This is a genomic window from Bacillus sp. FSL L8-0167 (assembly GCF_038630295.1).
Lineage (GTDB): Bacteria > Bacillota > Bacilli > Bacillales > Bacillaceae > Bacillus > Bacillus safensis.
The window spans coordinates 3,360,276-3,383,306 of record NZ_CP152027.1; the positions used below are offsets into that span (position 1 = coordinate 3,360,276).

Genomic DNA, 23,031 nt, shown 5'->3' on the forward strand with positions numbered 1-23,031 from the left:
TTGTCCATATGAGATGACAAGCTCCTCTATCAACTGATTATTTCACAAACCCAAGCAGCATTTCGCGTAAAAGCTTACTCGCTGTATTCGCTGTTTGGTCTGAATGATCATATACAGGTGCTACCTCGACAAGGTCAGCCCCGACGACTTGGACGTCAGATCCTGCAATTGCATGAATGGATGCAAGCAGCTCTTTTGATGTAATACCGCCAGCATCTACCGTTCCTGTACCAGGTGCATGAGCTGGATCAAGTACATCAATGTCGATCGTCACATACACTGGACGCCCTTTTAGCTTTGGCAATACTTGCTTCAATGGCTCCAGCACTTCAAATTTAGAAATGTGCATACCCGCTTCTTTTGCCCATTCAAATTCTTCTTTCATTCCAGAACGGATGCCGAAAGAGAATACATTTTCAGCTCCAATCAGTCCTGCAACTTTACGAATCGGTGTTGAATGTGAAAGCGGCTCCCCCTCATATTCCTCACGAAGATCCGTATGTGCGTCCATATGGATGATGGCCAAATCAGGGTATTTCTTATACATCGCACGGAAAACCGGCCAAGACACGAGATGCTCGCCGCCCATTCCTAATGGAAACTTTCCTTTTTCTAAAATGCTGTCGACATACTCTTCAATTAAATCTAAGCTCTTTTGTGCATTCCCAAAAGGAAGTGGGATGTCACCCGCATCAAAGAATGGCACCTCGTGCAGTTCACGATCTAAATAAGGGCTGTATTCCTCTAAACCGATCGATACTTCACGAATGCGGTTCGGACCGAAACGTGAACCTGGGCGGTAGCTGACTGTCCAGTCCATCGGCATGCCGTATAAAATGACCTTTGCATCTTCCCATGTCGGATGACTTCCAATAAACACTTTTCCTGAATAAGCCTCATCGAATCTCATGCAAGATTCCTCCTTTTACGCTTCAAAAAATGCGCAAACCGTCATTTGCGCATGTCCATTTCGCTTGATTTATTTGATTAAGTCGCTCACAAATTTCGGCAGAACGAATGCCGCTTTGTGCAATTCTTTTGTGTAATATTTCGTCTCAATATCAAAGAAACGGCTGTCTTCTACAGCAAGTGGATCATATTTTTTAGAACCGATGGTGAATGTCCAAAGACCGCTTGGATACGTTGGAATATTCGCTGTGTAAAGCTTTGTAATTGGGAAAATTTCTTTTACATCACGCTGTACATTTGTAATCAGCTCAGGAGTGAACCAAGGGTTGTCCGTTTGTGCAACGAAAATACCGTCTTCTTTGAGTGCTTTTGCGATTCCTGCGTAAAATCCTTTAGAGAACAGGTTCACAGCTGGTCCAACCGGCTCAGTAGAGTCAACCATAATCACATCATACTCGTTGTCAGCTTCAGCAATGTGCATAAAACCGTCTCCTACTTTCACATCTACACGAGGATCGTCTAGTTTCCCAGCGATAGAAGGAAGGAATTTCTTCGAGTATTCGATGACCTTTCCGTCAATATCAACAAGTGTCGCTTTTTTCACACTTGGGTGTTTGAGGATCTCACGAATGACACCGCCGTCTCCTCCGCCTACAACAAGAACATTTTCCGGGTTTGGATGAGTGAAAAGAGGAACATGTGCCACCATTTCGTGGTATACAAACTCATCTTTCTCAGACGTCATCACCATGCCGTCTAAAAACAGCATATTGCCAAACTCTTCTGTTTCTACCATTTCTAAATGCTGAAAGTCTGTTTGTTCTGTGTGAAGGGTTTTGTTCACCTTCAATGTAATACCAAAATTCTTCGTTTGCTTCTCTGTATACCAAAGTTCGCTCATTGTTCATCTTCCTCTCATCCAATAATAAACAAACATCTATTGTTAGCGCCTTTTATCGGCTTTGACTATATCGATTGTCCAAGAAAAAAGTATAGTGGATTCATATCAAATTGTAAAGAACCGCATGAGTTCTCTTCATTTTTTAAAGCGCTCCAGCAATCGCTTGTTTAAAACGGTTTTCTTTGTTCCATACTGATAAAAAACCGTCAAAATGGGGGCTTTGCATGGACACAATCATGAGTAATAAAAAAATCCGCATGACCGTGAAAACGATTCGAGCCTGTTTTTTTATCGGCTTGCTCGCTTTTCTATTTGCAGGTACCGTCTTTTTGACGATTCTATTAATAGCTAAATGGCAAGGTGCCCCTTCTGTTCAAGTTCCCCAATCCACGACCATTTATGCAGCCGATGGCTCAAAGCTTGGAGAATCCAGCTTTGGAGAAAAGAGATATTGGGTGCCATTAAAGGAGATGTCTCCTCATATCAGACAGGCAGTTGTCGCTGTTGAAGATAAAACCTTTTATGAGCATCATGGCTTTGATGTGAAACGGATGGCAGGTGCTGCGGTGGCCGATATTCGTGCCATGGCTAAGGTGCAAGGTGCCAGCACGATCACCCAGCAATATGCACGAAATCTGTATTTAGATCATGATAAAACGTGGAAACGGAAGTGGAATGAAGCCTTTTACACGATTCGTTTAGAACAAAACTATACAAAAGATGAGATTTTAGAAGGATACTTGAACACCATTTATTATGGTCACGGAGCGTACGGTGTGGAAGCAGCGTCCCGTCTGTATTTCGGGAAAAAAGCAAAGAACTTAACCCTCGCTGAATCTGCCCTGCTTGCCGGTATCCCAAAGGGGCCTTCTCTCTATTCCCCTTATGTGAATGAGGAGAAAGCCGGCGCAAGAAAGAATATGATTTTGAGACAAATGCACGAGGATGGCATGATTACGAAAAAAGCAGCCGATGACGCTGCGAAAGAAAAGCTGTCCTATCGCCCTTTGCAAAAGAAGCAGCTGCAAGCAAAGCAAGCCCCGTATTTTTATGACGATGTGATTCGAGAGTTGAAACAAAGTTTGGGGTTAACTGAGGAACAGATTGAAACCTATGGGCTTCATATCCAAACGACTCTCAATCCAGAATTACAGAAAATCGCAGAAAAGACACTAAAAAACGAGATGAATTCCAAATCGGAAATCCAAATCGGCTTTGCCGCCATCCATCCTCAAACAGGGCATGTACTTGCCCTCATAGGCGGGAGAGATTATGAGAAAAGTCCATTCAATCGGGTGACACAAGCAAAAAGGCAGCCCGGTTCAACCATGAAACCCCTTCTCTATTACATTGCCTTGCAAAACGGGTTTACACCCGCAACCGTCATGCGCAGTGAGGAAACGGTGTTTGAACTGGATGATCAAGGCAGCGATGCCGCTTATTCACCAAGCAATTATCACGGCTATTACGCCAATGACGGCATTACAATGCTTCAAGCTTTAGCGCTGTCTGATAATATTTACGCTGTGAAAACACATCTATTTTTAGGAATGGAGCAGCTTGTACGTGCTGGCAAGACATTTGGAATCAAGGAGAAACTAGATCAAGTACCATCTCTTGCCCTGGGCACGTCTCCTGTGAAACCCATTGAAATGACCAATGCTTACGCCATGCTGGTCAATGGCGGAAAACGCGTCAAACCAACCTTTATTACGAAAGTAACCGACGCAAAAGGCAATGTGCTTTTTGAAGAGAAACAAAAACGAGAACAAATCCTAGATGAAAAAGCAGCATTTGTCACCACCGACATGATGTCAGGCATGTTCAATGATCAATTAAACGGCTATACAAGTGTCACTGGCCGCACCATTATAAAGGACCTTACACGAACATACGGAGGAAAGTCTGGGACTACAGGCGCCGACAGCTGGATGATCGGCTTCTCTCCCCAGCTCGTCACAGGTGTATGGACAGGCTATGATAAAGGCCGCACCATTGACTCAGTCGAAGAAACGGCCTATGCGAAAAAAATATGGGCTTCCTTTATGGAATCAGCTCTCTCAAAGCAGCCAGCCTCCTCCTTCATGCCGCCTGACGGTGTCAAAGGGGTATATATCAATCCAAAAACCGGCGACCTCGCAGGTCCAGGATGTGAATCAAAGGTATTCACCTATTTTATAGAAGGTACGGAGCCGACAGGTGTCTGCTATGGTGCTGAGGACAAGGCCTCTGAGCAGGAACCAGTTCAAGATCAAAAGCCAAAGAAATGGTGGGAAAAGTGGCTGAAACGTTAAAAAAGACATGAAAAACCCCGAGACCTGCATCTCGGGATTCTCCATGTCCTAGCTTTAACACCAGTTTACTCAAAAAACGGATCGAATTGGTAGACATCCGCCAATCTTCACAAAAATTTCACAATTATTCAGGGACAGCCAATCCTTCTTTTAATTCATCTGTCGATGCGTCCCATAGCGCTTGATTATGACCCTTTAGGAAATCAGCCAGCACCTTTTTGGATACGTCATCCATATGACTAACGACGATTTTCCGCTTCATCGATTTATCCATTAAATTCACATGCTCTGGAAGTGACTTATACCCGCGGCGGATCGAACGGTCAACGGTCATTTCACAAGCCGTCACACCTGCATAATAAGGTCCTTCTTCTCTGCGGTCAATCGTCACCCATACGAGCCAATACGGCTTTCCGTTCGGCACTTCTTCTTTTGTTTTCAAAAATTTAATTCCTTTTTCGACGGCACTTCTTGCATGCATGGCACCAATATCAATGACAGCTTCCTTTTCTTCTACATCAATGATGACTGGCGAGATATTATCAAGGCTGAGGGCGCCTGCCCCAAAGCCTCCATGTCCGTCGGTTGCATCTGTTTTTTTAATGATGTTAAAACCAATTGGTTTCTTCTTTTTACCTTCCATTCTTTAAACCTCCTAAAGCAGCGGCTTCAAAATAAGATTAAACCAGTGTATGATTTGATCCCGCATTCCGATCAATGGACCAAACACAAACTGTCCCAGCGGTGTGATCACGAATATGAGAAAAATAATGATCCCATATTGTTCAAATTGCGTCATTTTCGCCCGGATACGGGGGCTGACGACGTCCTCAATAATACGATACCCATCAAGCGGCGGAAGCGGTAATAAGTTAAATAGGAACAAGATGACGTTTAAGTTAATAAAGATTAAAAAGAAATTATCGACTCCCGGCTCAAAGCGCATGATCCACTCTCCGCCAAATTTCTGAAGAAGCACATACACAAAAAAGCCCAAAAACGCCAGCACCAAGTTACTTAATGGCCCAGCAATGGAGACACAAATCCCTGCTAAGCGCGGTTTTTTAAAATGGTAACGATTCACTGGTACAGGTCTCGCCCAGCCAAACCCGGCCACAAAGATCAAAATCGTCCCGAATACATCGAGATGCTTCAGTGGATTGAGCGTCAGTCTCCCTTGATTCTTAGCCGTCGGGTCTCCGAATCGGTACGCAACATATGCATGCGCCAGCTCGTGCATCGTAAATGCAACAACAAGCGTAATGGCGACATATGGAATAAGTTCTAATGGATAAACAAGAAATTGGTTCAAAGGCATGAATCCCTCTTTCTTTCTATACAATGATTTACTTCATTCAGTATACTATAAGAAGTCCCTTAAACTAAAGGGAAGCGTAGCATTAAAGGAAAAAGGAGGTTTTCGCCATGCCGATTGTCACCGTTCAAATGCTTGAAGGAAGAACAGACGAGCAGAAAAGAGCTCTTGTGGAGAAAGTCACTGATGCCGTTGTAGAAACAACAGGCGCAGGTGCAGAAAAAGTCTCTGTTATTATTGAAGAAATGAAAAAAGAACACTATGCCGTAGCAGGAAAGCGAATGAGCGATCTGTAAGCATATAAAAAGGACAAACACTCAATGTGTTTGTCCTTTTGTCTGCATTCTTATCTGTACCACGCTTTATTACGGTTCACTTGATTTTTATGAGCCGCATCGAAGAAATCGACTGTGTAAGAATAATCATAATTCATTAGGCAGACAATGCCGCTTCCTTGAGGGTCGTGCGGTAAGCCAAAGTTATGACCGTATTCATGCGTAGCCGCTTTTGCAGTGTTCGCTGTTCCTTGATCAAGGTTAACGGCGAATGCACTTCCGCTTGGTGCACTATTGTAGACATAAGCGATTCCGCCAGCATCAAAGTTTGGATTTGCTGTAAATCCAGTGACAAAGTCATATCCTCTGCCATCAAAGCTGCGCGCAAGGTTAGACAAAATTTGCTCTGCATTTGAACCCGAAGACGTCCATGATCCTACTGCTTGTACGACAAAGTCCACATCATGATCACGGTTAAACGTGACATCTGCTTGCTCGATGATGCTGACAATCCGTGTTTGCCAGTCACTATATTTCGCACGATACTGCGCATCAGCAACCGCATAGACAGTGACCTTCTGACTGCCTGTACTTGCTTTTGTTGAAATTGAATCTCCTGTATTGGCCTTAAAGGTTCTTGAGCCTACCTGCTTACCAGACTCATCTAATACCTTTGTTGTCACATCTCGTTCAATTGGAGGTGCTGTCTTCAAATCTTTAAAATCTTTTGCTTTTGGCAGCCCCTCACTAATATGGGTTTCGAACGGCGCATGACCATGATCATGCCCATGACCTGCACTCGCTACTGGTGCTGAAGCTGAACTTACCCCCGGTAACAAACTACCTACCAATAAAAATGACAAAAAGACTGAACGCTTTTTCATTCCTATCCCTCCTTTGTTTTTCACAAGGTTATATATTCACTGAAAATTCACCATTTTCCTTCTATTCAGTCAAAAACAGGGAATTAGATACACAGGAAGAAAGTCGAATTACGTCATTTTCACTAATTTTTCGGATATTTTGACACACATTTCATCGAAAAATAGCGCTTTTGGTCTGGGTCTTACAAAACAAAAAAAGCCCTAAAAGTCGGGCTTTTGTTCAACTAGTTCAATTTCTTCAACTGATCAATATAAGCAAGGGCCGCCTCAAATTCTTCGTCCGTATAACGCTGCTTGCTTTTAATGGTAAAGACCTTTTCCTTTACCTCATCTTCTGGCAGGTCATCAAAATATAAAATCGTTGAGACAAGCTCTAGGAAACGGGACGATTGCTCGTTCATCTGCTGCGTCAGCGCTTTGAGGTCAGGCATGTCCACTTCACACTGATCGAGAAACTCTTTCCCATTGTCCGTCAGCGAATAGCGATATTGATAGTATCCGCCCTTTTTTTCCTTCATTTCGTCCAAGAATCCAAGGTTGCACAGCTCTTCAATTCTGAGCGTCAACTCCTCTGAATAGGGGCCATAAAAATGAAAATCGTATTTCTCGTAAAAAGGCAAATCTAGCTTTTTTGCTATGTAAATCATCTTTTGCAGCTTCTTCCGTCCAACGATTTCCCCTGATTCAGAGAATACCTTCATCAACTTTGCATGCTCTTTCAACAAATTCCCGACATCTCCTTTTTCAGTACTTCCTTATCCCAAACCAAGCAGCTTCATGATCGCCTTCTTTTCTTCAGCTTTTTCCGACATATCTACAATTAAGTCCATCGGGAAATAAAGTTTATGATCGGTTCTTCGTTTACCGGAAATGGCGTCTACTATATCTGACTGTCTCGACAGTTCTTTAATATGACCGCTTTGCGTCAAAAGGTGGATTGGCAGCCTCTCTTCTTCCTCCCCTGGTCTGTAGAAGTCATAGGGCAAGTCAGAGGAAGAGTCGACCACTAAATAGTAGTCAGGATCAATTCCTGCCTCCTTGAACAAGGCGGTCAGCTTGAAATATTTCGTCATTTCTTCATTTGGATTAAACTCTGTATATTGGAACAATCGACGGTTCATAAAACGGCGGCACAAATCAGCCAGCACGTGATCTTCTTCATCTTCCCACGCCTGAAAATAAAATAAGACAATGGATTCATCCAGCTTAATATAGTCCTCTGTGGTGACATTCCCCTCAAAGATTGAATAAAAATGAACTGGGGCATGTGTAAAAATATAACCAGTTTCATGCAGCTCTTTTGCCCGATGAAGGATTTTCGTTAAAATGACTTCAGCACTGCGTGTCACTGGGTGGAAATAGACTTGCCAGTACATTTGATAGCGGCTCATAATATAATCTTCAACCGCATGCATCCCGCTCTGCTTCATCACAATCTGATCTTCTCTCGGGCGCATCACACGTAAAATACGTTCCATATCAAAGTGGCCGTAGCTGACGCCTGTATAGTAAGCATCACGCTGCAAATAGTCCATTCGGTCGGCATCAATTTGACTTGAGATCAAACTGACCACCTGTTTGTTTTGATACGTTTTGGCAATGACTTCAGCCACATGCTTCGGGAAATCATCACTCACCCTGCGAAGCACTTCATTGACTTCCGTCTGTCCTAAAATAATATCTCTTGTAAACGATTCATGGTCTAAGTGGAAGACCTTTTCAAAGGAATGAGAAAATGGACCATGTCCGAGGTCATGAAGCAAGGCAGCACTAAGTACAAGCTCGCGCTCTCCTTCATCCCATTCAGGCCGCCCTTTAAACACATCATCCACAATTCGTCTCACAATCTCGTATACACCGAGTGAATGATTGAATCGGCTGTGTTCTGCACCATGAAACGTCAAATAAGTAGTTCCTAGCTGTTTAATTCGTCTCAGGCGCTGAAACTCTCTTGTTCCTATTAAATCCCATATTAATGCATCCCTTACGTGAACATAACGGTGCACAGGATCTTTAAATACCTTTTCCTCAGATAATTTCCCTTTTGGATACGCCATCGTTTCGTCCCTCTTTTTTTAAGACGTGTTTCTATTATATCGGGTAACTTTTCCCGAAAACATCCTTGAATTTGCTGGTGAATGTGTTCTCAGAAGTTGCTTGGACGTAAAAAGCCCGACCTGACAGGGACGGACCTCTTTTTAGGTCGACTGAACACATTCAGTGACATTTATTTGACTTTTTTTTGAACCTTTTCGAGTAATTCATCTTCTGTTGGTGCGGATAATGGGCGATTGTTCACAAACGCAAAAGCCTTTTTTCGTCCTGGACCACAATAGGATTGACAGCCGATCTCAATTTTTGCATCAGGATCAACCGATTTGAGTCGAGGCAATAACGTCTTTAGGTTCGTCGCATCACAATCGTCACATACGCGAAACTCATTAGCCATGGTCTTACGCTTCCTTTCAATGATGATACTTCATTCTATATGAAACAGTTGGACAGCCAATCGTGAATAATATACCACCCAACATTGTACATCGAAGCGGCTGGACTTGCAAGACGCTTTGCCACCCCAATCACCAGCTTACATAAAAGCTAGTATTTTCCACTATCCTTTTAGCAAACTTGTATAAACCTTCTTGAACTTGGCTAATCTAATACCATCAAATCATATGGGGGTTTAAACACATGTCAAAACAAAGACAAGATGCTTGGTCAGAGGAAAATGATCTCCTCCTGGCAGAAACCGTCTTACGTCACGTCAGAGAGGGCAGCACGCAGCTAAATGCGTTTGAAGAAGTAGGAGATAAACTGAACCGCACCTCAGCGGCATGCGGTTTTAGATGGAATGCTGTCGTCAGGCATCAATATGAAAAAGCGCTGGCACTTGCCAAAAAACAGCGAAAACAACGGATGCGCGCACTTGGCAATGGCCAGCCTGCGAAAAAACGATTACTTTATCAGCCGCAAGTAGAAGAAACGGTCACTCAAGAGGAATTCTCACAGGAATTGGAGCCAGCACAACCACAGGAAGAAACATTTGCACCAGCTGCTGAAACAGCAGAACAGCTACAGTTTGTGGATCAAAGCTACAATGAAGAGTTAGCTAGTTTGTCACATTTATTGTCACAGGCTTCTCATGCCCCAAATACTGCAGAGAAAAAGCCGGAAGCAAATCCATTTAGGCAGCATCAAGAATTAACCATCGACGATATCATTGATTTCTTACGCCGTTATGAAGGCGATGGTCAGCAATCCACTGCCTTACGTATGGAAAACAGCCGCTTAAAACGAGAAAACAATGAGCTTTCTCATAAAGTCTCGCAGCTAGAAGCTGAAGTGAAAAAGCTTGAAAAGGATCAGCTCACGATTCAAGAAGATTATGAAACACTCGTCAAAATCATGAACCGTGCAAGAAAACTAGTTTTGTTTGAAGAGGACGATAGTGCCGCACCAACCTTTAAAATGGACCGGAACGGCAACCTCGAAAAAATGGCAGAATAACAAAAAGTGCTCCCCGCCTCGGGAAGCACTTTATTTAAATGCCCAAAAATAGCATCACACTAAAAAGGACATTGATCAAAAACACAAACATAAAAATATACCTGACCTGCCTTACCTGAAAATCACCCAACATAAAAATATAAAGACCTGCAATGCCAAGTGTCAGGACAGGCTGAAGAAATGGCACTAAAAGCGAAATGCCGTAGCCGGCTCCCATGATGACAGGAAGCCATAGTAAATAGAGGTAACCGCCGTTTTTGGATTTCAAGAAACCACTCCCTCTCTTTCTTCTATCTGCTTGATTTCGGGCTGAACAAACTTGAGCCCGGCCATTGTGCGGCCGCGTTTTTGTGATGTCCAGACTGCAATCGCCGGCTGATCTGTGAGAGATTCTGTGTCAATGGTGATCAGCACTTTCTCATGTAATTCAATTGAAGCTTCAGATTCGATTTTGCACCCAGATAAACTTATATCATGTATGTTGACCGGCACCTTCTCTTCTAACCGGCCCTCATAGGACAGCGTGCCTGCCACACCTTGCAAAGGCCTTCTCATCCATTTGCGCCGCAAGGCCCTTGGTACTTTTTCCGTTTCTCTTATAAAGCGGAGAAATGTCCGAACAGCATAGGATTTTTTCTCGCGATCCGTTATCGATACATGCTCTCGTGTGAATAAGAAACGGATCAATGATAGGTACTCTGATTTTTCTGTATCAGTAAAAGCAACACCAACCATCAGCTTGTCTCCCTCTGGATGGCTCCAAACCACATCACACGCCACACTTTGATCCTCTGAAAAGAACAATTGCATTTGTCCTTGATTTAAAGAAGAAGCTTGATCCAATGGAATGGATAGACGCGCACCTGAATCACTCATGTCTAGTAGAAAACAAGCAATCGGCTCATCTTGACGATCAGAACAGAGCTGCCCCTCTTTTTCTATGACAAACCGCTCTGATTTTCGATAACGCGGACGATCAAACGCCACAATCAGTGCCATGAGTAGACCTGCACCGTTATAAAGCACCCAAAAAATATTAATCAACGTGAGATCAGCATTCATCGTCCCATTTACCTTCATATCGTATCCTATTTTCACAAGGACAAGCAATGAGAGCAGCAAGAAGATCAAATGAGGAATCATCGTTTTCAAATGAAAATGTCTCTTGTCCGTTTGAATTCCCTTCGGCGTGACAAGGAATTCAACCCTCTTCTTCAAAAACAGCTCACTTAAAGCTACACCAGCCAAGTGGAATGCCATAGAGCTTTCGTAAATATGACTCCAAAACATACTTCTTTTTTGATTCGACACCAGTTTAAACGCTAAATACGAACTAAAGAACGCCGGCAGCCAAAACATAAAAATGGACTGGAAATCGGCCCAGAAACTTTGAATACCAAACAATAAAAACAATATTGGTGTAAGAATGTAAATCATTTTAAACAAACCGTTAAACCAATACACAATGCCATCTAAATAAAGAACTCGCTGCATAAGCGTTAAGCCGCGAACCTTCAATGGATTAAACTTACGGGCGCACTGAATGTTCCCTCTCGACCACCGGTCTCTCTGCTTTAACAAGTCAAGCCAGCTTTCAGGTGCCAGACCGACGGCTAATACTTCTCCGACAGACACAGATTTGAACTTCCCTTGGAGAAGCATTCCGGTCGCCATGTCTTCTGTAATCACTCCAGTAGCAAATCCGCCAATTTCCTCTAAGGCCGTTCTTCTAAATACAGTATTACTCCCGACATACATCACCGCATTGAACCGATCCTTACCAGCTTGGAGGGTTTGCATGAAGAAGTCCTGTTCATTTGGAATTCGATCCTTCGAGAACATATTATATTGGAAAGGATCTTCGTTATAAAACGCCTGTGGAACTTGAACAAACGCAGTCGCTCCATCATGAAAGTAAGGCACTGTCTTTTCTAAAAAGGCAGGAAGGGGGACCATATCAGCATCAAGTGTGAGAATCAGTTCCCCATTCGTTTGAGACATCGCATGGTTTAAATTACCCGCCTTAGCAAACTTGTTATCTGTTCTTGTCAGATAATGAACGCCAAACTCAGATGCAAGCTGCTCCACAGACTCCCTCTTGCCATCATCACATAAATAAATGTGGACGCTGCCTTTTGGATAAGACAGATTCAAACAGCCTGCAACAGTGCGTTTCAGCACTTCAATCGGTTCATTATATGTAGCTATGAAAATATCAACTGTTGGCAGCCTGTCCAAATCACTGATCATGACTTGTTTTCGATTTGAAGGCTTCCAAACAAGTGTATAAAACACAAGCAGCTGTAAAAATCCAATACATTCACAGGCTACAAGCAAGATGCCCATTATTATATTAAATGTACCTTCATGCGGCAGTGTAAAAAAGAGACGCCAGCAAATATATGCGGCATTTGTTAACACACAGAGCACAATGATGATTTTTTTAACAGTAGAGGCAAGCGGCTGAATACGATACATCACATACAACACAGATAAAACACAAAGCATAAACAGCGGGTAATACGTGGTGAATAATGACAACAAATTTACCTTCTTTCTTACGCCATAAATGACAATCACATATAAAATTCCATAACAAAGGAGGGGATTCTTTCATCACATTGCCCCTCCAAATCTATTCAAGTAACCAAATCAATATATTATTTCCACAATGTATCTAACTGATTTGAATAACAATCAATCACTTTTAGATAACTTAAAATGTATGTACTTCCTAACCCTAGTAAAGCGTCTTCTAGTTCTTCTGAAGACAATCCTAACTTAATGGCCCTTTCATAAAAAAAGACAGCCTGCCTTTCCTCTCCTAACAGGTCATAACTCCAGGCACATTGATAATGAATAGAGGCATCGTCTGGATACTCCTTTGCAAGATGAGACAGCATTTCATTTGATTCTTGAAGATGTCCACTTTTTCGAAGTTCAATGGCTTTTTCAAGCTTTGTTTCCATCACTTCACCTCTACTCTTTTCAAGATGAAAAGTGATGTTTACGAAAACACCTTTTCATTCCGCTCAATCATCCGCGTCATATTTTTCTCAAATTCCAGCTGTTCTTCTGCGTTCAGGCCCGAGGCTGTCAGCTGATCACTAAGCTTTTGAAGCTCCTCTAGTAATAAACGCATAAGAAGTGTACAATCAATCGATTCACCGATTAATTCTGATAAGGATGCCATCGTATCCGGCTGTATATCAGGAAATACTGCCTTCACTTCTTGCCGTTTATCCTTTAAGGCGGCGTCATAAAAACGGCGGATCAAGTCGGCACGTTCACGCCCGCTTCCATCTGCACACAAATAAATTTGCACAGCGACCCCACCGCGTAATCTACGCTGAGAAATACCTGCAAATTTCTTTCCATTGATACTTAAATCATAGCTGCCTGGACAATATGAGCCGACTATTTCATAGGCTTCAATGTCCACATCATACATCGACAGCATCCGGCGGATCAATTCCACCATCGCATCATACCCGCGGTCAATATCAATGCCCTTCTTTTGTTCCGCAAAAATTAAAGACACATTCAGTACACCTTCATCCAGCACCACAGCAAGACCGCCTGAGTTGCGCACAATCACACGATATCCCTCTTCCTCAAGCAGCTTTACGCCATCTTGGAGAAATGGAAGTCTTGTATCCTGAATCCCAAGCACAATCGTATTGTGATGCACCCAAGAACGGGCTGTCGCTGGTGAGAGGCCCTTCCCCACCGACGCGCAAAGCGTATCATCCATCGCAAAAGATTGCTTCGGGTCCACATAGAGACCAAGACTCGACTGATCGATGATTCGCCATTTTGGCTGTGTCAGTAACTCAATAGGTTCATTTTTCATCTCCTGCATATCCTCTCGTTCATAAACTGTGTTTATTATACCATGGGATGAATGGGGGGAGAATGCAAAAAAGCTCCATAACATTTGGCGTCACAGAGCGTTTCAGTTGGATGATTTGGTTTTCTTGTTCTTGCTTTTCATGTTGAAATATACAGAGAAAACTAAAACGATGGGTATCACAACTACGAGACAAGCAGTGATCCATGTATTCCAAGGCAATGTGATCATCTCCTTTACTGGATTACGCTTCTATGTTACAGCCCTCACTCACCCATTTCAGAAAGTTGTCGGTCAGGAGCTCTGCATGCTGAGGGTCCATTACACCAGCATCCACGATCCATACCTTTTTCTCCTCTTCAGCCAGCCGCATGAGAAATACTTGCCCGCCGCCATCGTCGCCAATCGCCACATAGCCGCTTGCATATTGTCGAGCCTCCCATGTTGCATTGCGTTCCGCAATGTCCTCCGTACCGTATAGAAGCACCTCACCGCCAACGGAACATCCATTTGTCTGTTTCAGCAGTTCCTTATAAACATGGGGCAGCAGCATGTTTAGCTGGGATTCTGCCTCTTTGATCTGTATGTCACTTGCTGGTTTATTCACGTGCAGATGTGGGATTTGAGGTAAATTGAGCATTTTAAGAGCCTCCTCTATTTTAAGTTGCTGATTTTTTCATCACCCTTTTATACAAACGAAGGAGCATTTTTAAAAGAAAATAGAAAATGACCACGTCAAGTATAAAACCCCACACTAGAAATTCAAAAGTATGATGTCCGTGCAGAACTAGCCAATCAATAGGGAAACCGCGATAATCAGCATCTGAGTAAGAAACTCCTCTCAGCAAAGCTGTTCCTATAACAATCAGAACACTGACACTTAATAGCCAGTTGGATGTTTTTTTGCTTTTGTTTTGTTCATGTTCCATAGGCATTCCTTTCTCTGTTTTGCTGCCCGATACAAGACTTGATTCCAGTACTACAGACAACCGTCCTATCTATGACAGCATTTCTTTAAGCAAACTCTCTGCTTTATGTAATTCATCTAGAAAGGGGTTTAGATAGTCATTATAACTATCCAAATAAGCTCTCACCCCGCCAATGATCAAAATTTTTTGGAGATCTTCATTGTTCTGAATGATCCTTTGTGCATTTTTATATCTTTTGTATATTAATTGGAGAACACCTTGATGGATTTCTTGTGGATATTCTTTTTCTAGGATGTTGATGACGGTTTGGATTTGTTTCGTTAGTTGTTGTTTTTTGTTCATTTAATGCTCCTTAAGACTTCAATCTCCTACTAATAAATATCTAATCGTTGACAATTAAAACTTATAAAATCGCCTTCATTTATATCTCCTGGTATATTGTAATCCAATTCTAATAAAAATCCGCCCACTCTCACTTTTTCATCACGCTTATCAATTAATTTTCCTAAGAAACTATAACTAAAATTATCATCTAATTTTTCAATTCTAAACTCTGACAACTCTGCCTTCACTAAGTCTGACACATCTAAACAAAAAATAGGTTCCAATAGTTCACTTTCTTCAAGGTAATTTAATGGTTGAGCAAAACACATTAATTCCAGTTCGCCATCTGTTACAATCACTTCAGCTTCTGAAGCTTCTTGTGAAATCCAGTTTATTTTTTTTATTTTCAATACGATCATCCTTTTTTTACTTCTCTGTCTTTACCCCTAAACTTGGTACTTTTCAGAAAGTTCTTCAGCACAGAGTAAGTTAAAATGCTTGTAGTAAGTCAAATAGTGATGATTGTCTGTGGGCCGGATTGATTAGCAAAGAGAAAAGTAAAACCAGATATAGCAATCAAACTTAGAATGACCTTCACAGAAACATTTCAAAAAAGCACAAGCTTACATTCAAAGATTATTTAACATTGCATCAAATAAAGTAGAAAAAGAAAGAATATCTTTTTTATTAACAATAATAAACATTTAAAAACCCTCAAAGAGACTCAAATTAATTCTCTTTGAGGGTTCATCTATTCTATTTCAACCCTATTTTTACTTCACCATCATGAAAAACTTCAATCGCATATCCAGAAGATGGTGAAAAAATCCACGTATCAAAACTGACAGCTGTAACATCATCTATAGCTTCAAATACTTTATCTAAAGTAGATTGAATAATTGGTAACGTCCCTTCATCCCAAATTACATAAACAATATCACTGTACTCATTCAGTTTTTGATTCAAAAAGGATCGTATTTCATCGAATGTATCCACTTGCTTATAAGAAGATATCTTCTTCCATTCAATTTGCCCCCAATCAGTAAATGGAAAAGAATTTTCAAAATCATTTAATATTTGCTCTCTATTATCTTCATATAAAATATGTACATCCTCACCTAGTGCCTCAATACACTCATCTAATAAACTCATCTAAAATCTCCTTATCTATTCAAATGTTTTAATAAAGATTTAAAAGTGCTTTCATTACCCTCAAATGGAATAGCAATCTTTCGAGCATTCGCCCCTTTACCATTACGAAAATCTTCAATATTTATATGTGGTCCCTTTTTAGGGTCATAATCTAATCTCCATCTTACTTTTCCGTCAGCGGACTGTCTACCAACGACTTTACCATATCCAGCACTCGACTTAAGCGTACCTGTATATGGTTGTGAATTGGGTCCTAGGTCTCCAACTATGTCTACTGTCTTATTTCTAGCTTGCTCATATGTTTTAACTTTATCTAATAATTGTTCTCCTCTTCCAATACCCTTTACTTTCTTCTCAACTTTCTTAGCTACTTTCTCCCCTTTAATAATCTTAAAAACATATTTCCCCACTTTAACAATGTTGGTGCTTGGAACCATGTACACTCCTGATACCAAACGATCCATATCCGCGACTTTATCACCTGTTATCGGATCTCTTCCTGTAATAACCCGAATCGCGTCGTTTATTCCTGTAAATTCAACCGCTGTATTTAAGATATTTTGGGGTTGATCGCCTGTTTTTACATCAGAAATCGGTTTAACGCTCTCAATCGTTACTTTGTTTTTTTCTGATATTCGTAACCGATACAGCATTCCGTCTCGCATGACATCAACCGTTTTGGCATGTTCGAAGTTGATCTTTTTGTACTCATTTATGTTGTATACTTTTCCATTTAAGGTCAAGGTGGTTTGATTGATTTTACTAGACGGCGTTTCCCGAACAACCGTCTCCACATTCGCGTGTTGTTTCTCTTTCAGTTTCTTCAGCATGATCATCATTGGATTGTCTTTTGGGTTGTCTATTTTATCCTTCAATCCACTGATGGTGCTGCTTACTTTTTCTTCTTTTTCATCTTTGAAAATAGATCCCTTTTGATAGCTCGTGATGTCGATTTTTGGGCCGGTGAACATGGGACTTAAGGTATCGATGTATTGCTTCATTGTTTGAAGGGAGCTTTTGGTTTCATGTAAAGCACTTGTCTGCTCCCGGTCAAATGCATGAAGCAGACCAATGGTTTTTGAGGTCTCGAGCCATGCCTTTTGATAGTTTTGCTGAAAAGCTGATTCATCTACATTTGGTAAATGAACAATATGACCAACTCTGCCAATGGCGTGGTTTACCTCTGATACGATTTCAGAAATTGTTCGTTCAGCTTTTTTTAAGCCTTGATCAAGATCATGTTCGATAAATGCTTGTGAGATAAATCCGTGCTCATTTGATTCTAATGCGTGAAGAGCCTGCTTTGTGTTTTTTAATGCAGCGCTATATTCCTCAATGACGACCTGAAAGAATTGCAGAAAGGGAATATGGCATTCTGTATAAAAGGCGCGGATGGCTTGTCCCGCCTCTCCCTTTAGTGCGCCATCGAGTGAGATGATGTGATTGATTTGTTTTTCTAGGGAGCTGATTTGCTGCGACTGCTGCTTTAACGCATTCAGCGTTTGATCTATTCCGTTTATTAGCACAAAGGCGTCAAGGGTTTTCATTGCGTTCTCCTTTATTTTCTTTTACTGCTGAAAGCAAGCGCCTTGTCCGTTTCAATCATGGTGTTCACCGCTTGTTCTGTTTGTACAAGCTGTTTCTGAAGAATGCCTATATAGGATGTACTTAATTCGTTCAGCTGATGATTGATCTTTTCTATTGTGTCTGCCGTCAGGAGCTGATTTCTCCCTTTGATGGTGGTTGGAAGGGCTGTATTCATTTGAGCGCCTGATTGTTTTGCATGCTGTAATACTCGTTTGATCTGACTGGCATCTATTTTAATTTCTCTCGTCATGTGCTACCCTCTTTTTTCTTCCAGTTGTTTCTGCTTTTCTTTCTCTATTTTTCTTTCAACCGAATGAATTTCATGTTCTAACGAATGGATCTCCGATGTTAAATCACTGATTTTCTCATTGATTCGATTTAATAGATTGGTTAGCTGTACACCTTTTATTTCCTGACTGGCGGAAGCCATTTCGTCTCGAATGTCATTAAACGTATCTGCCAAATGGCCAAACCATGTATGTGATGTCAGATCTGGATGAGTGATTTTTTTGCTGGCATCTGACAGGGCCCATTTTGCCTCTTTGATTTCTTTTCGGCACATGTTGAGTTCGATGATTTGTTCTTTTTTGATAGATATATCTGCCTTTAATGAATACAAGGCTGTTTTATAACCGATGATTGCTCCAGATATGGTCAAACACCTCTATTCCTTAAATAGTCCTCCGTTATGTTACCATTTACTAGCACAAGAGGCATATGATTGAAAGTGAATTTACCAAAAAATGAATCGTACGTATTGGGTTTTAATACCTAATTCTCGCGCGCAAAAAAGCTGGATTCATTTACTGAATCCAGCTTTTTATTGCTTATTTGAGCGATTCACCTGCTGATGCAGATGGATGATCGCTAAATGAGGTGTCTTTCTTTTCAGGAATATAATGGAGAGAGAAACCAACAAGACTAAAAAAGGCGCTTAACACCAGTGTTGGGTTTTTGAATAGGTTCGTACTTGCAATAATCATATCTCCCTTTTGCAAAAGAATCCCTAGTATTTGACCGAATACCAACAGGGCTCCTGACGTTAAGAACAGGACAAGCAGCACTTTAAATAAAAATTCCATCAATGCTCTCATGTGTTTCTCCTTTCTATACTGGAAGTATTCCCATTCCGATGAGCCAGCCAATTCCTACGATCGGCAGCATATAGTAGAGAATCAGCGGTATAAACGTTTTCTCCGGTCTGGCTCCTGCAAGACCAGAAGCAATGAAAATCGATCCTGATGCCGGCGGGGAAGCGCCTTCTGTTGATGAAAAAGCAAGAATGGCGACAACAGCCACAACTGGATCCACTCCGACTGAGACTAAAGCTGAAAATGAGACAAGTCCAACAGCTGTTAATGTGGCTGTAGAAGATAATGGTCCAGCCACCAGCGTGACAAGAATACCCACAATGAGCACCATGAGCCATTTCGGAATGGTCAGTACTGATGTGATTTGCGTCAAATCTTCTGCCAATCCTAATTCAGCAAGCACCTGACTAGCAGCAACAGCAAACAGCATCAAGGCACCGATCGTTGTAAACTTAGGAATGGCCGACTTGAAAAACTGCGACCAATCTAGTGCAGACGCCTTTTTTCTTCCAATTGTTAAACTAATCAACATCATGAGAATCGGAATCCACGTAATTAAAGAAATTTGATCCATTGCCTCTGGTCCGATGTTTGGATTACTTTTTAAGTAGTTTGCCAGCGGACCTATTGTGATAATGATAGGAATCAAGGCACCGAAAAAAATAAAGATCGATTTCCACCCTTGTTTCACAGCTTCCCTAAAAGGAAGAATATCATCTGGCGGCATGGCCTGAATTTTATTCTTTTTCACCAGAATATACACCAAAATAAATCGGTATACGACTTGATACAGTCCTCCTATTAAAAGCGCAATATATAAATCCCCCTCAGATACAAGGGCTGCAATTGGTGCAAACCCCAGCATGATAAACATGGAAGAATTCGGTGGCAGTGCCGCTCCAAGTCCTCCATTCCCCGCTAAAATAGTCGCTGTATGGGTTCGGCTCCAGCCTGATTTCATCATCCAAGAGGCCGTGATAGAGCCAGTCGCAGCTGTGTTTGCAGAATTTGAACCTGAAAGAGCACCTAAGACTGCTGAACCTAACGTACTCATATAAGCCGCTCCACCAGGAAGTTTTCCTACAACTGAATTTAAGATTCGCAAGAGTGCATGAATTAATTCCAGCTTTTCGATTAAATAGGCCATGAATACAAATGCGACAGCTGCATAGAGCACCTCATATGTGGATGCAAATTTTAATCCATCCCAGAAAAGTCTTAATGCATCCAATCCGCCAAATAATGTGGTTGCAATAAAGCCTAATAGCATGGCTTCTCCCATATTCCGCTTCACGACGACATTCCATATAATGATGACAGCTATGAATACAATCAACGCAATAAAACCCATATCGTTTTTTCGCCTCCCCTTTGTTCAATAAAACGCTTACAATTTATTTCCCCTGCTGCATCACGTCAATGACTTCTTCCCAGCTGGCCGGCTTTTTCCCATTAAACCGTTCAACGAATTGAAACTCTGCTAATCTCTCTAGCTTCTGTTGTGCTGCCCGAGACATACTGGCATCAACCTCTGCTTCATTCAGCATGTCAATAGAGCCAAGCAGCTCGATCGCTCGTCTTTTCGCATGAAGTGCACTCCCTGTCACAAGACGGTTCATGGTCTCTTCAAAACTTTTGCTATCCATTGTATCGCTTAGTGAAGAAATCACTTGATGTTCCACATTGTACTTTTTTGAAATTTCCAAAAATTCAACCATGAGACCAACGATCCCCTTCATATAAACGCTTCTGATCAGCTTCAAAGCCGAAGCATCTCCTGGCTGGTCACTGATTTTTGTGATATTCATGCCATAAGCATTCATTACTTTCATGAATTGGTCAGTTCCACTGCCGCTTGCCGTGATCGGAACCTTGTGTTTGTTGACTGGAAGAGGCCCTAGCATGGCAGCATCTACGAATAGAGCTTTTTGCTTTTCAATTTCGTTTGCCACTTGTTTTTTGATGTCTGGTGTTGATGCCGATACATCTACATATAATTGATCCTCTTTCAAACTTCCCGATACGGATTGGGCCACTTCTAAGGTTTTATTCGCTGGCACAGCGGCAATGACAATATCAGATTTCTCAATGACTTCGCTAATACTGCTGGTTAATTGAACTCCTGTCTGCGATGCTTTTTCCTTCAACGCGCCAGCCAATTTCTCATTTTGTAATAGTACATCATACGCATAAAATTGATCTAATCCTTCTGTTTTCAATCCTGTTGTCAGCTCATATGCCGCTTCTCCATATCCAATAAAGCCTATCTTCATCACAGATTCCCCTATCCCTGATATTTTTTCATTCTGCCTTCCAGCCATGCCGGTGCTAAGAGACTGATGTCTTGCTTTCCTTCGTTCATATACTGTTGAATCGTTTGTAATCTATGATTTTCATACGCTTGTTTCTCTTCCGCTAGCGTCAGCAGGTGTTCCGCCTTTTCCTTTGGAACGATGACGACTCCATCATCGTCTGCAATGACTAAATCACCTGATGCTACTTTGACACCGCCGCACGAGATGGTTTGATTCAATTCCCCAGGACCATCTTTAAAAGGTCCATTTGGCATAAACCCCTTACTGTAGATCGGAAAAGCCAGCTCCTCTAAAGCGAGTTTGTCGCGAACAAACCCGTCAATCACGATTCCTTCTATTCCTACAGCCTTTGCTGCCCCTGCCATCAATTCCCCTAAATATGCATGGCCCTTATGGTCTTTTCCATCAACAATCAGTACATCTCCTTCTTTCGCAGAGTAGATCGCTTGATGAAGAAATAAATTATCGCCTGGCCGTAAGCTGACGGTAAAAGCTGTACCTGCTACATTCATGCCTCTTGCAACTGGTTTGATTTGATGATCCATCGCGCCGGTGCATCCCATCACGTCTGACAGCAAGGTCGAGTTAAGCTTTCTTGCCCGATCTATTAGATCATTTGACACGAATTGAACAGTACTCATAGTTTCCATCATCCCCTTTTAGTTATATTCATTACATTTAATCTAGTTAAAGTAATATTTATTACTTTTGTGATACGATCATACCATCTCGATTTTATTTAGTAAAGCGCTTTCAAAAAAATCAAATTAAAAAAATGAGTCACCACACGACTAATGTGTTGTGTGATAACTCATTTTCGTTAACATATGATTGATTTGATCTAAACGTGGTTTTGTTCTTTCAGGATCATTAATGGCTAAGGCACTTAAAATATAATCTACGATAAAGATAGCAGATACGACAGAGTTATGAGAGCTCACACTTGCTGAGGAACATGGCAATACATATTGTGCATACTTTGTTAGTGGAGAGCTGTAGCTGTCTGTAATTAAAAGCACTTCCACCCCATATGACTTCGCTGCCTCCAGCAAATCCTTCATACGCTTTGCATAGCGGGGATAGCTGACCGCTATAATGAAATCATCAGATTGAAAATGAACGAGATCATCCACCCAGTCACTTTTGTCTGCATCAATATATTGACAGTTCCCCAACAGCCGATTGATTCCGAGTGACAGATACTCGCCGACAGGTCTTCCGCTTCGAACACTTGTACACAGAACCTGGCGGGAGCTGGCTATTTTTTCAACAATATGCTGAAAGGTTTCTTCCGTGATATTGTCTAAAGCGTACTGGATATTTTGAAATTGCAGCTCAACATGATTATGCAGGAGCTTACTTTTATTTGAATGCTTGAGGTTCGCTTCAAGTCTCGTTTGAGGGGCAGCTTTATGCTTCATATTTGATTGAAGCTCTTTTTGAAGCTCGGAGAAACCGGAATATCCTACAGCAGCAGAGAATCTCATGATGGTCGCTGTACTCGTCCCTACTTTTGAGGCCAATTTATCTACAGTTAAAAACGCAACCTCCATTGGATTTTGCACGATATAATCTGCAATTCTCCTTTGTGCCTCGGTTAATCCCGCGACCTTATGCTGAAGCTTATGTATTAAATCGTCCATTATAGCACCTGCCCATTCTATCGGCTTTATCTACGATCAAAATTTTTTCTTTTCC

The 23,031-nt window shown here is 41.7% G+C and carries 28 protein-coding genes; 3 read left to right on the forward strand and 25 right to left on the reverse strand.

Annotation, left to right across the window (positions count from 1 at the left end):
* Positions 1 to 37: 37 nt before the first annotated feature.
* Together speB and speE are read right to left on the reverse strand one after the other, a co-directional pair.
* Entirely contained in the window at positions 38 to 910 is an 873-nt protein-coding gene (speB, locus tag MHB66_RS17370; protein ID WP_039182190.1) for an agmatinase, read from the reverse strand.
* A 69-nt stretch (positions 911 to 979) separates the two neighbouring features.
* Complete coding sequence (gene speE / locus MHB66_RS17375; protein ID WP_025093862.1) at positions 980 to 1,810, reverse strand: spermidine synthase; 831 nt, start codon at positions 1,808 to 1,810, stop codon at positions 980 to 982.
* A gap of 224 nt (positions 1,811 to 2,034) precedes the next feature.
* Between speE and MHB66_RS17380 the strand changes: the two genes are divergently transcribed.
* The gene (locus MHB66_RS17380) at positions 2,035 to 4,104 is read left to right on the forward strand and encodes a transglycosylase domain-containing protein (protein WP_046312913.1); all 2,070 of its coding nucleotides are present in this window, start codon (positions 2,035 to 2,037) and stop codon (positions 4,102 to 4,104) included.
* Positions 4,105 to 4,228: 124 nt separating this feature from the next.
* Here the strand turns inward: MHB66_RS17380 and MHB66_RS17385 are convergent, their stop codons facing one another.
* Together MHB66_RS17385 and MHB66_RS17390 are read right to left on the reverse strand one after the other, a co-directional pair.
* The gene (locus MHB66_RS17385; RefSeq protein ID WP_024423769.1) at positions 4,229 to 4,747 is read right to left on the reverse strand and encodes a YwhD family protein; all 519 of its coding nucleotides are present in this window, start codon (positions 4,745 to 4,747) and stop codon (positions 4,229 to 4,231) included.
* A gap of 12 nt (positions 4,748 to 4,759) precedes the next feature.
* Positions 4,760 to 5,416 (reverse strand): site-2 protease family protein, encoded by a 657-nt coding sequence (locus MHB66_RS17390; protein ID WP_024423770.1) that lies wholly within the window; start codon positions 5,414 to 5,416, stop codon positions 4,760 to 4,762.
* A 113-nt stretch (positions 5,417 to 5,529) separates the two neighbouring features.
* On the opposite strand from MHB66_RS17390, the gene MHB66_RS17395 reads away from it, so the two are divergent.
* The gene (locus MHB66_RS17395) at positions 5,530 to 5,715 is read left to right on the forward strand and encodes a 2-hydroxymuconate tautomerase (RefSeq protein WP_003214939.1); all 186 of its coding nucleotides are present in this window, start codon (positions 5,530 to 5,532) and stop codon (positions 5,713 to 5,715) included.
* Between the two features lie 50 nt (positions 5,716 to 5,765).
* Here the strand turns inward: MHB66_RS17395 and MHB66_RS17400 are convergent, their stop codons facing one another.
* From MHB66_RS17400 to MHB66_RS17415, 4 genes are all read right to left on the reverse strand, one after another.
* Positions 5,766 to 6,578 (reverse strand): zinc-dependent metalloprotease, encoded by an 813-nt coding sequence (locus tag MHB66_RS17400; RefSeq protein WP_025093861.1) that lies wholly within the window; start codon positions 6,576 to 6,578, stop codon positions 5,766 to 5,768.
* A gap of 224 nt (positions 6,579 to 6,802) precedes the next feature.
* Positions 6,803 to 7,303, reverse strand: a complete 501-nt coding sequence (locus MHB66_RS17405) for a YwgA family protein (protein ID WP_046312907.1) — start codon at positions 7,301 to 7,303, stop codon at positions 6,803 to 6,805.
* Positions 7,304 to 7,333: 30 nt separating this feature from the next.
* Positions 7,334 to 8,635, reverse strand: coding sequence for an HD domain-containing protein (locus MHB66_RS17410; RefSeq protein WP_007497716.1), 1,302 nt, complete (start codon positions 8,633 to 8,635; stop codon positions 7,334 to 7,336).
* A 170-nt stretch (positions 8,636 to 8,805) separates the two neighbouring features.
* Positions 8,806 to 9,027 (reverse strand): DUF1450 domain-containing protein, encoded by a 222-nt coding sequence (locus MHB66_RS17415; protein ID WP_003215259.1) that lies wholly within the window; start codon positions 9,025 to 9,027, stop codon positions 8,806 to 8,808.
* A 242-nt stretch (positions 9,028 to 9,269) separates the two neighbouring features.
* On the opposite strand from MHB66_RS17415, the gene MHB66_RS17420 reads away from it, so the two are divergent.
* Positions 9,270 to 10,085 carry an RsfA family transcriptional regulator gene (locus tag MHB66_RS17420; RefSeq protein WP_046312905.1) on the forward strand — a complete coding sequence of 272 codons (816 nt, stop codon included), beginning with the start codon at positions 9,270 to 9,272 and terminating at the stop codon, positions 10,083 to 10,085.
* A gap of 34 nt (positions 10,086 to 10,119) precedes the next feature.
* Here MHB66_RS17420 and MHB66_RS17425 read toward each other — a convergent pair whose 3' ends face one another.
* The 17 genes from MHB66_RS17425 to MHB66_RS17505 form a co-directional block, all read right to left on the reverse strand.
* Entirely contained in the window at positions 10,120 to 10,353 is a 234-nt protein-coding gene (locus MHB66_RS17425; RefSeq protein ID WP_034281254.1) for a DUF5970 family protein, read from the reverse strand.
* Positions 10,350 to 12,626 (reverse strand): glycosyltransferase, encoded by a 2,277-nt coding sequence (locus MHB66_RS17430; protein ID WP_046312903.1) that lies wholly within the window; start codon positions 12,624 to 12,626, stop codon positions 10,350 to 10,352. Before MHB66_RS17430 ends, MHB66_RS17425 begins: the two co-directional genes overlap by 4 nt.
* Before the next feature lie 119 nt (positions 12,627 to 12,745).
* A complete protein-coding gene (locus MHB66_RS17435) occupies positions 12,746 to 13,054 on the reverse strand; it encodes a hypothetical protein (protein ID WP_046312901.1) in 309 nt (102 codons plus the stop codon).
* Between the two features lie 38 nt (positions 13,055 to 13,092).
* Entirely contained in the window at positions 13,093 to 13,938 is an 846-nt protein-coding gene (locus tag MHB66_RS17440; protein WP_034281256.1) for a biotin/lipoate A/B protein ligase family protein, read from the reverse strand.
* Between the two features lie 241 nt (positions 13,939 to 14,179).
* Positions 14,180 to 14,593: an SMI1/KNR4 family protein gene (locus MHB66_RS17445; protein WP_259455923.1), complete on the reverse strand. Its 414-nt coding sequence runs from the start codon at positions 14,591 to 14,593 to the stop codon at positions 14,180 to 14,182.
* Position 14,594: 1 nt separating this feature from the next.
* The gene (locus tag MHB66_RS17450; RefSeq protein ID WP_046312895.1) at positions 14,595 to 14,864 is read right to left on the reverse strand and encodes a hypothetical protein; all 270 of its coding nucleotides are present in this window, start codon (positions 14,862 to 14,864) and stop codon (positions 14,595 to 14,597) included.
* A gap of 69 nt (positions 14,865 to 14,933) precedes the next feature.
* Positions 14,934 to 15,206, reverse strand: a complete 273-nt coding sequence (locus MHB66_RS17455) for a hypothetical protein (protein WP_046312893.1) — start codon at positions 15,204 to 15,206, stop codon at positions 14,934 to 14,936.
* Between the two features lie 29 nt (positions 15,207 to 15,235).
* Positions 15,236 to 15,598 (reverse strand): hypothetical protein, encoded by a 363-nt coding sequence (locus tag MHB66_RS17460; RefSeq protein WP_046313469.1) that lies wholly within the window; start codon positions 15,596 to 15,598, stop codon positions 15,236 to 15,238.
* Between the two features lie 346 nt (positions 15,599 to 15,944).
* Entirely contained in the window at positions 15,945 to 16,340 is a 396-nt protein-coding gene (locus MHB66_RS17465; protein WP_046312890.1) for a hypothetical protein, read from the reverse strand.
* An 11-nt stretch (positions 16,341 to 16,351) separates the two neighbouring features.
* Positions 16,352 to 17,887 carry a T7SS effector LXG polymorphic toxin gene (locus MHB66_RS17470; RefSeq protein WP_080943479.1) on the reverse strand — a complete coding sequence of 512 codons (1,536 nt, stop codon included), beginning with the start codon at positions 17,885 to 17,887 and terminating at the stop codon, positions 16,352 to 16,354.
* An 11-nt stretch (positions 17,888 to 17,898) separates the two neighbouring features.
* Positions 17,899 to 18,177 carry a YwqI/YxiC family protein gene (locus tag MHB66_RS17475; RefSeq protein ID WP_046312888.1) on the reverse strand — a complete coding sequence of 93 codons (279 nt, stop codon included), beginning with the start codon at positions 18,175 to 18,177 and terminating at the stop codon, positions 17,899 to 17,901.
* Between the two features lie 3 nt (positions 18,178 to 18,180).
* A complete protein-coding gene (locus MHB66_RS17480) occupies positions 18,181 to 18,579 on the reverse strand; it encodes a DUF5082 family protein (RefSeq protein WP_046313466.1) in 399 nt (132 codons plus the stop codon).
* Between the two features lie 175 nt (positions 18,580 to 18,754).
* The gene (locus MHB66_RS17485; RefSeq protein WP_041115477.1) at positions 18,755 to 19,021 is read right to left on the reverse strand and encodes a hypothetical protein; all 267 of its coding nucleotides are present in this window, start codon (positions 19,019 to 19,021) and stop codon (positions 18,755 to 18,757) included.
* Between the two features lie 13 nt (positions 19,022 to 19,034).
* Positions 19,035 to 20,369: a TRAP transporter large permease subunit gene (locus tag MHB66_RS17490; RefSeq protein ID WP_041115475.1), complete on the reverse strand. Its 1,335-nt coding sequence runs from the start codon at positions 20,367 to 20,369 to the stop codon at positions 19,035 to 19,037.
* Between the two features lie 43 nt (positions 20,370 to 20,412).
* Positions 20,413 to 21,291, reverse strand: a complete 879-nt coding sequence (locus MHB66_RS17495; RefSeq protein ID WP_041115473.1) for a prephenate dehydrogenase/arogenate dehydrogenase family protein — start codon at positions 21,289 to 21,291, stop codon at positions 20,413 to 20,415.
* Positions 21,292 to 21,302: 11 nt separating this feature from the next.
* Positions 21,303 to 21,974, reverse strand: coding sequence for an RraA family protein (locus MHB66_RS17500; RefSeq protein WP_080769778.1), 672 nt, complete (start codon positions 21,972 to 21,974; stop codon positions 21,303 to 21,305).
* Between the two features lie 150 nt (positions 21,975 to 22,124).
* On the reverse strand, positions 22,125 to 22,976 hold the full coding sequence (locus MHB66_RS17505; protein WP_041115469.1) for a MurR/RpiR family transcriptional regulator: 852 nt from the start codon (positions 22,974 to 22,976) through the stop codon (positions 22,125 to 22,127).
* Between the last annotated feature and the right edge of the window lie 55 nt (positions 22,977 to 23,031).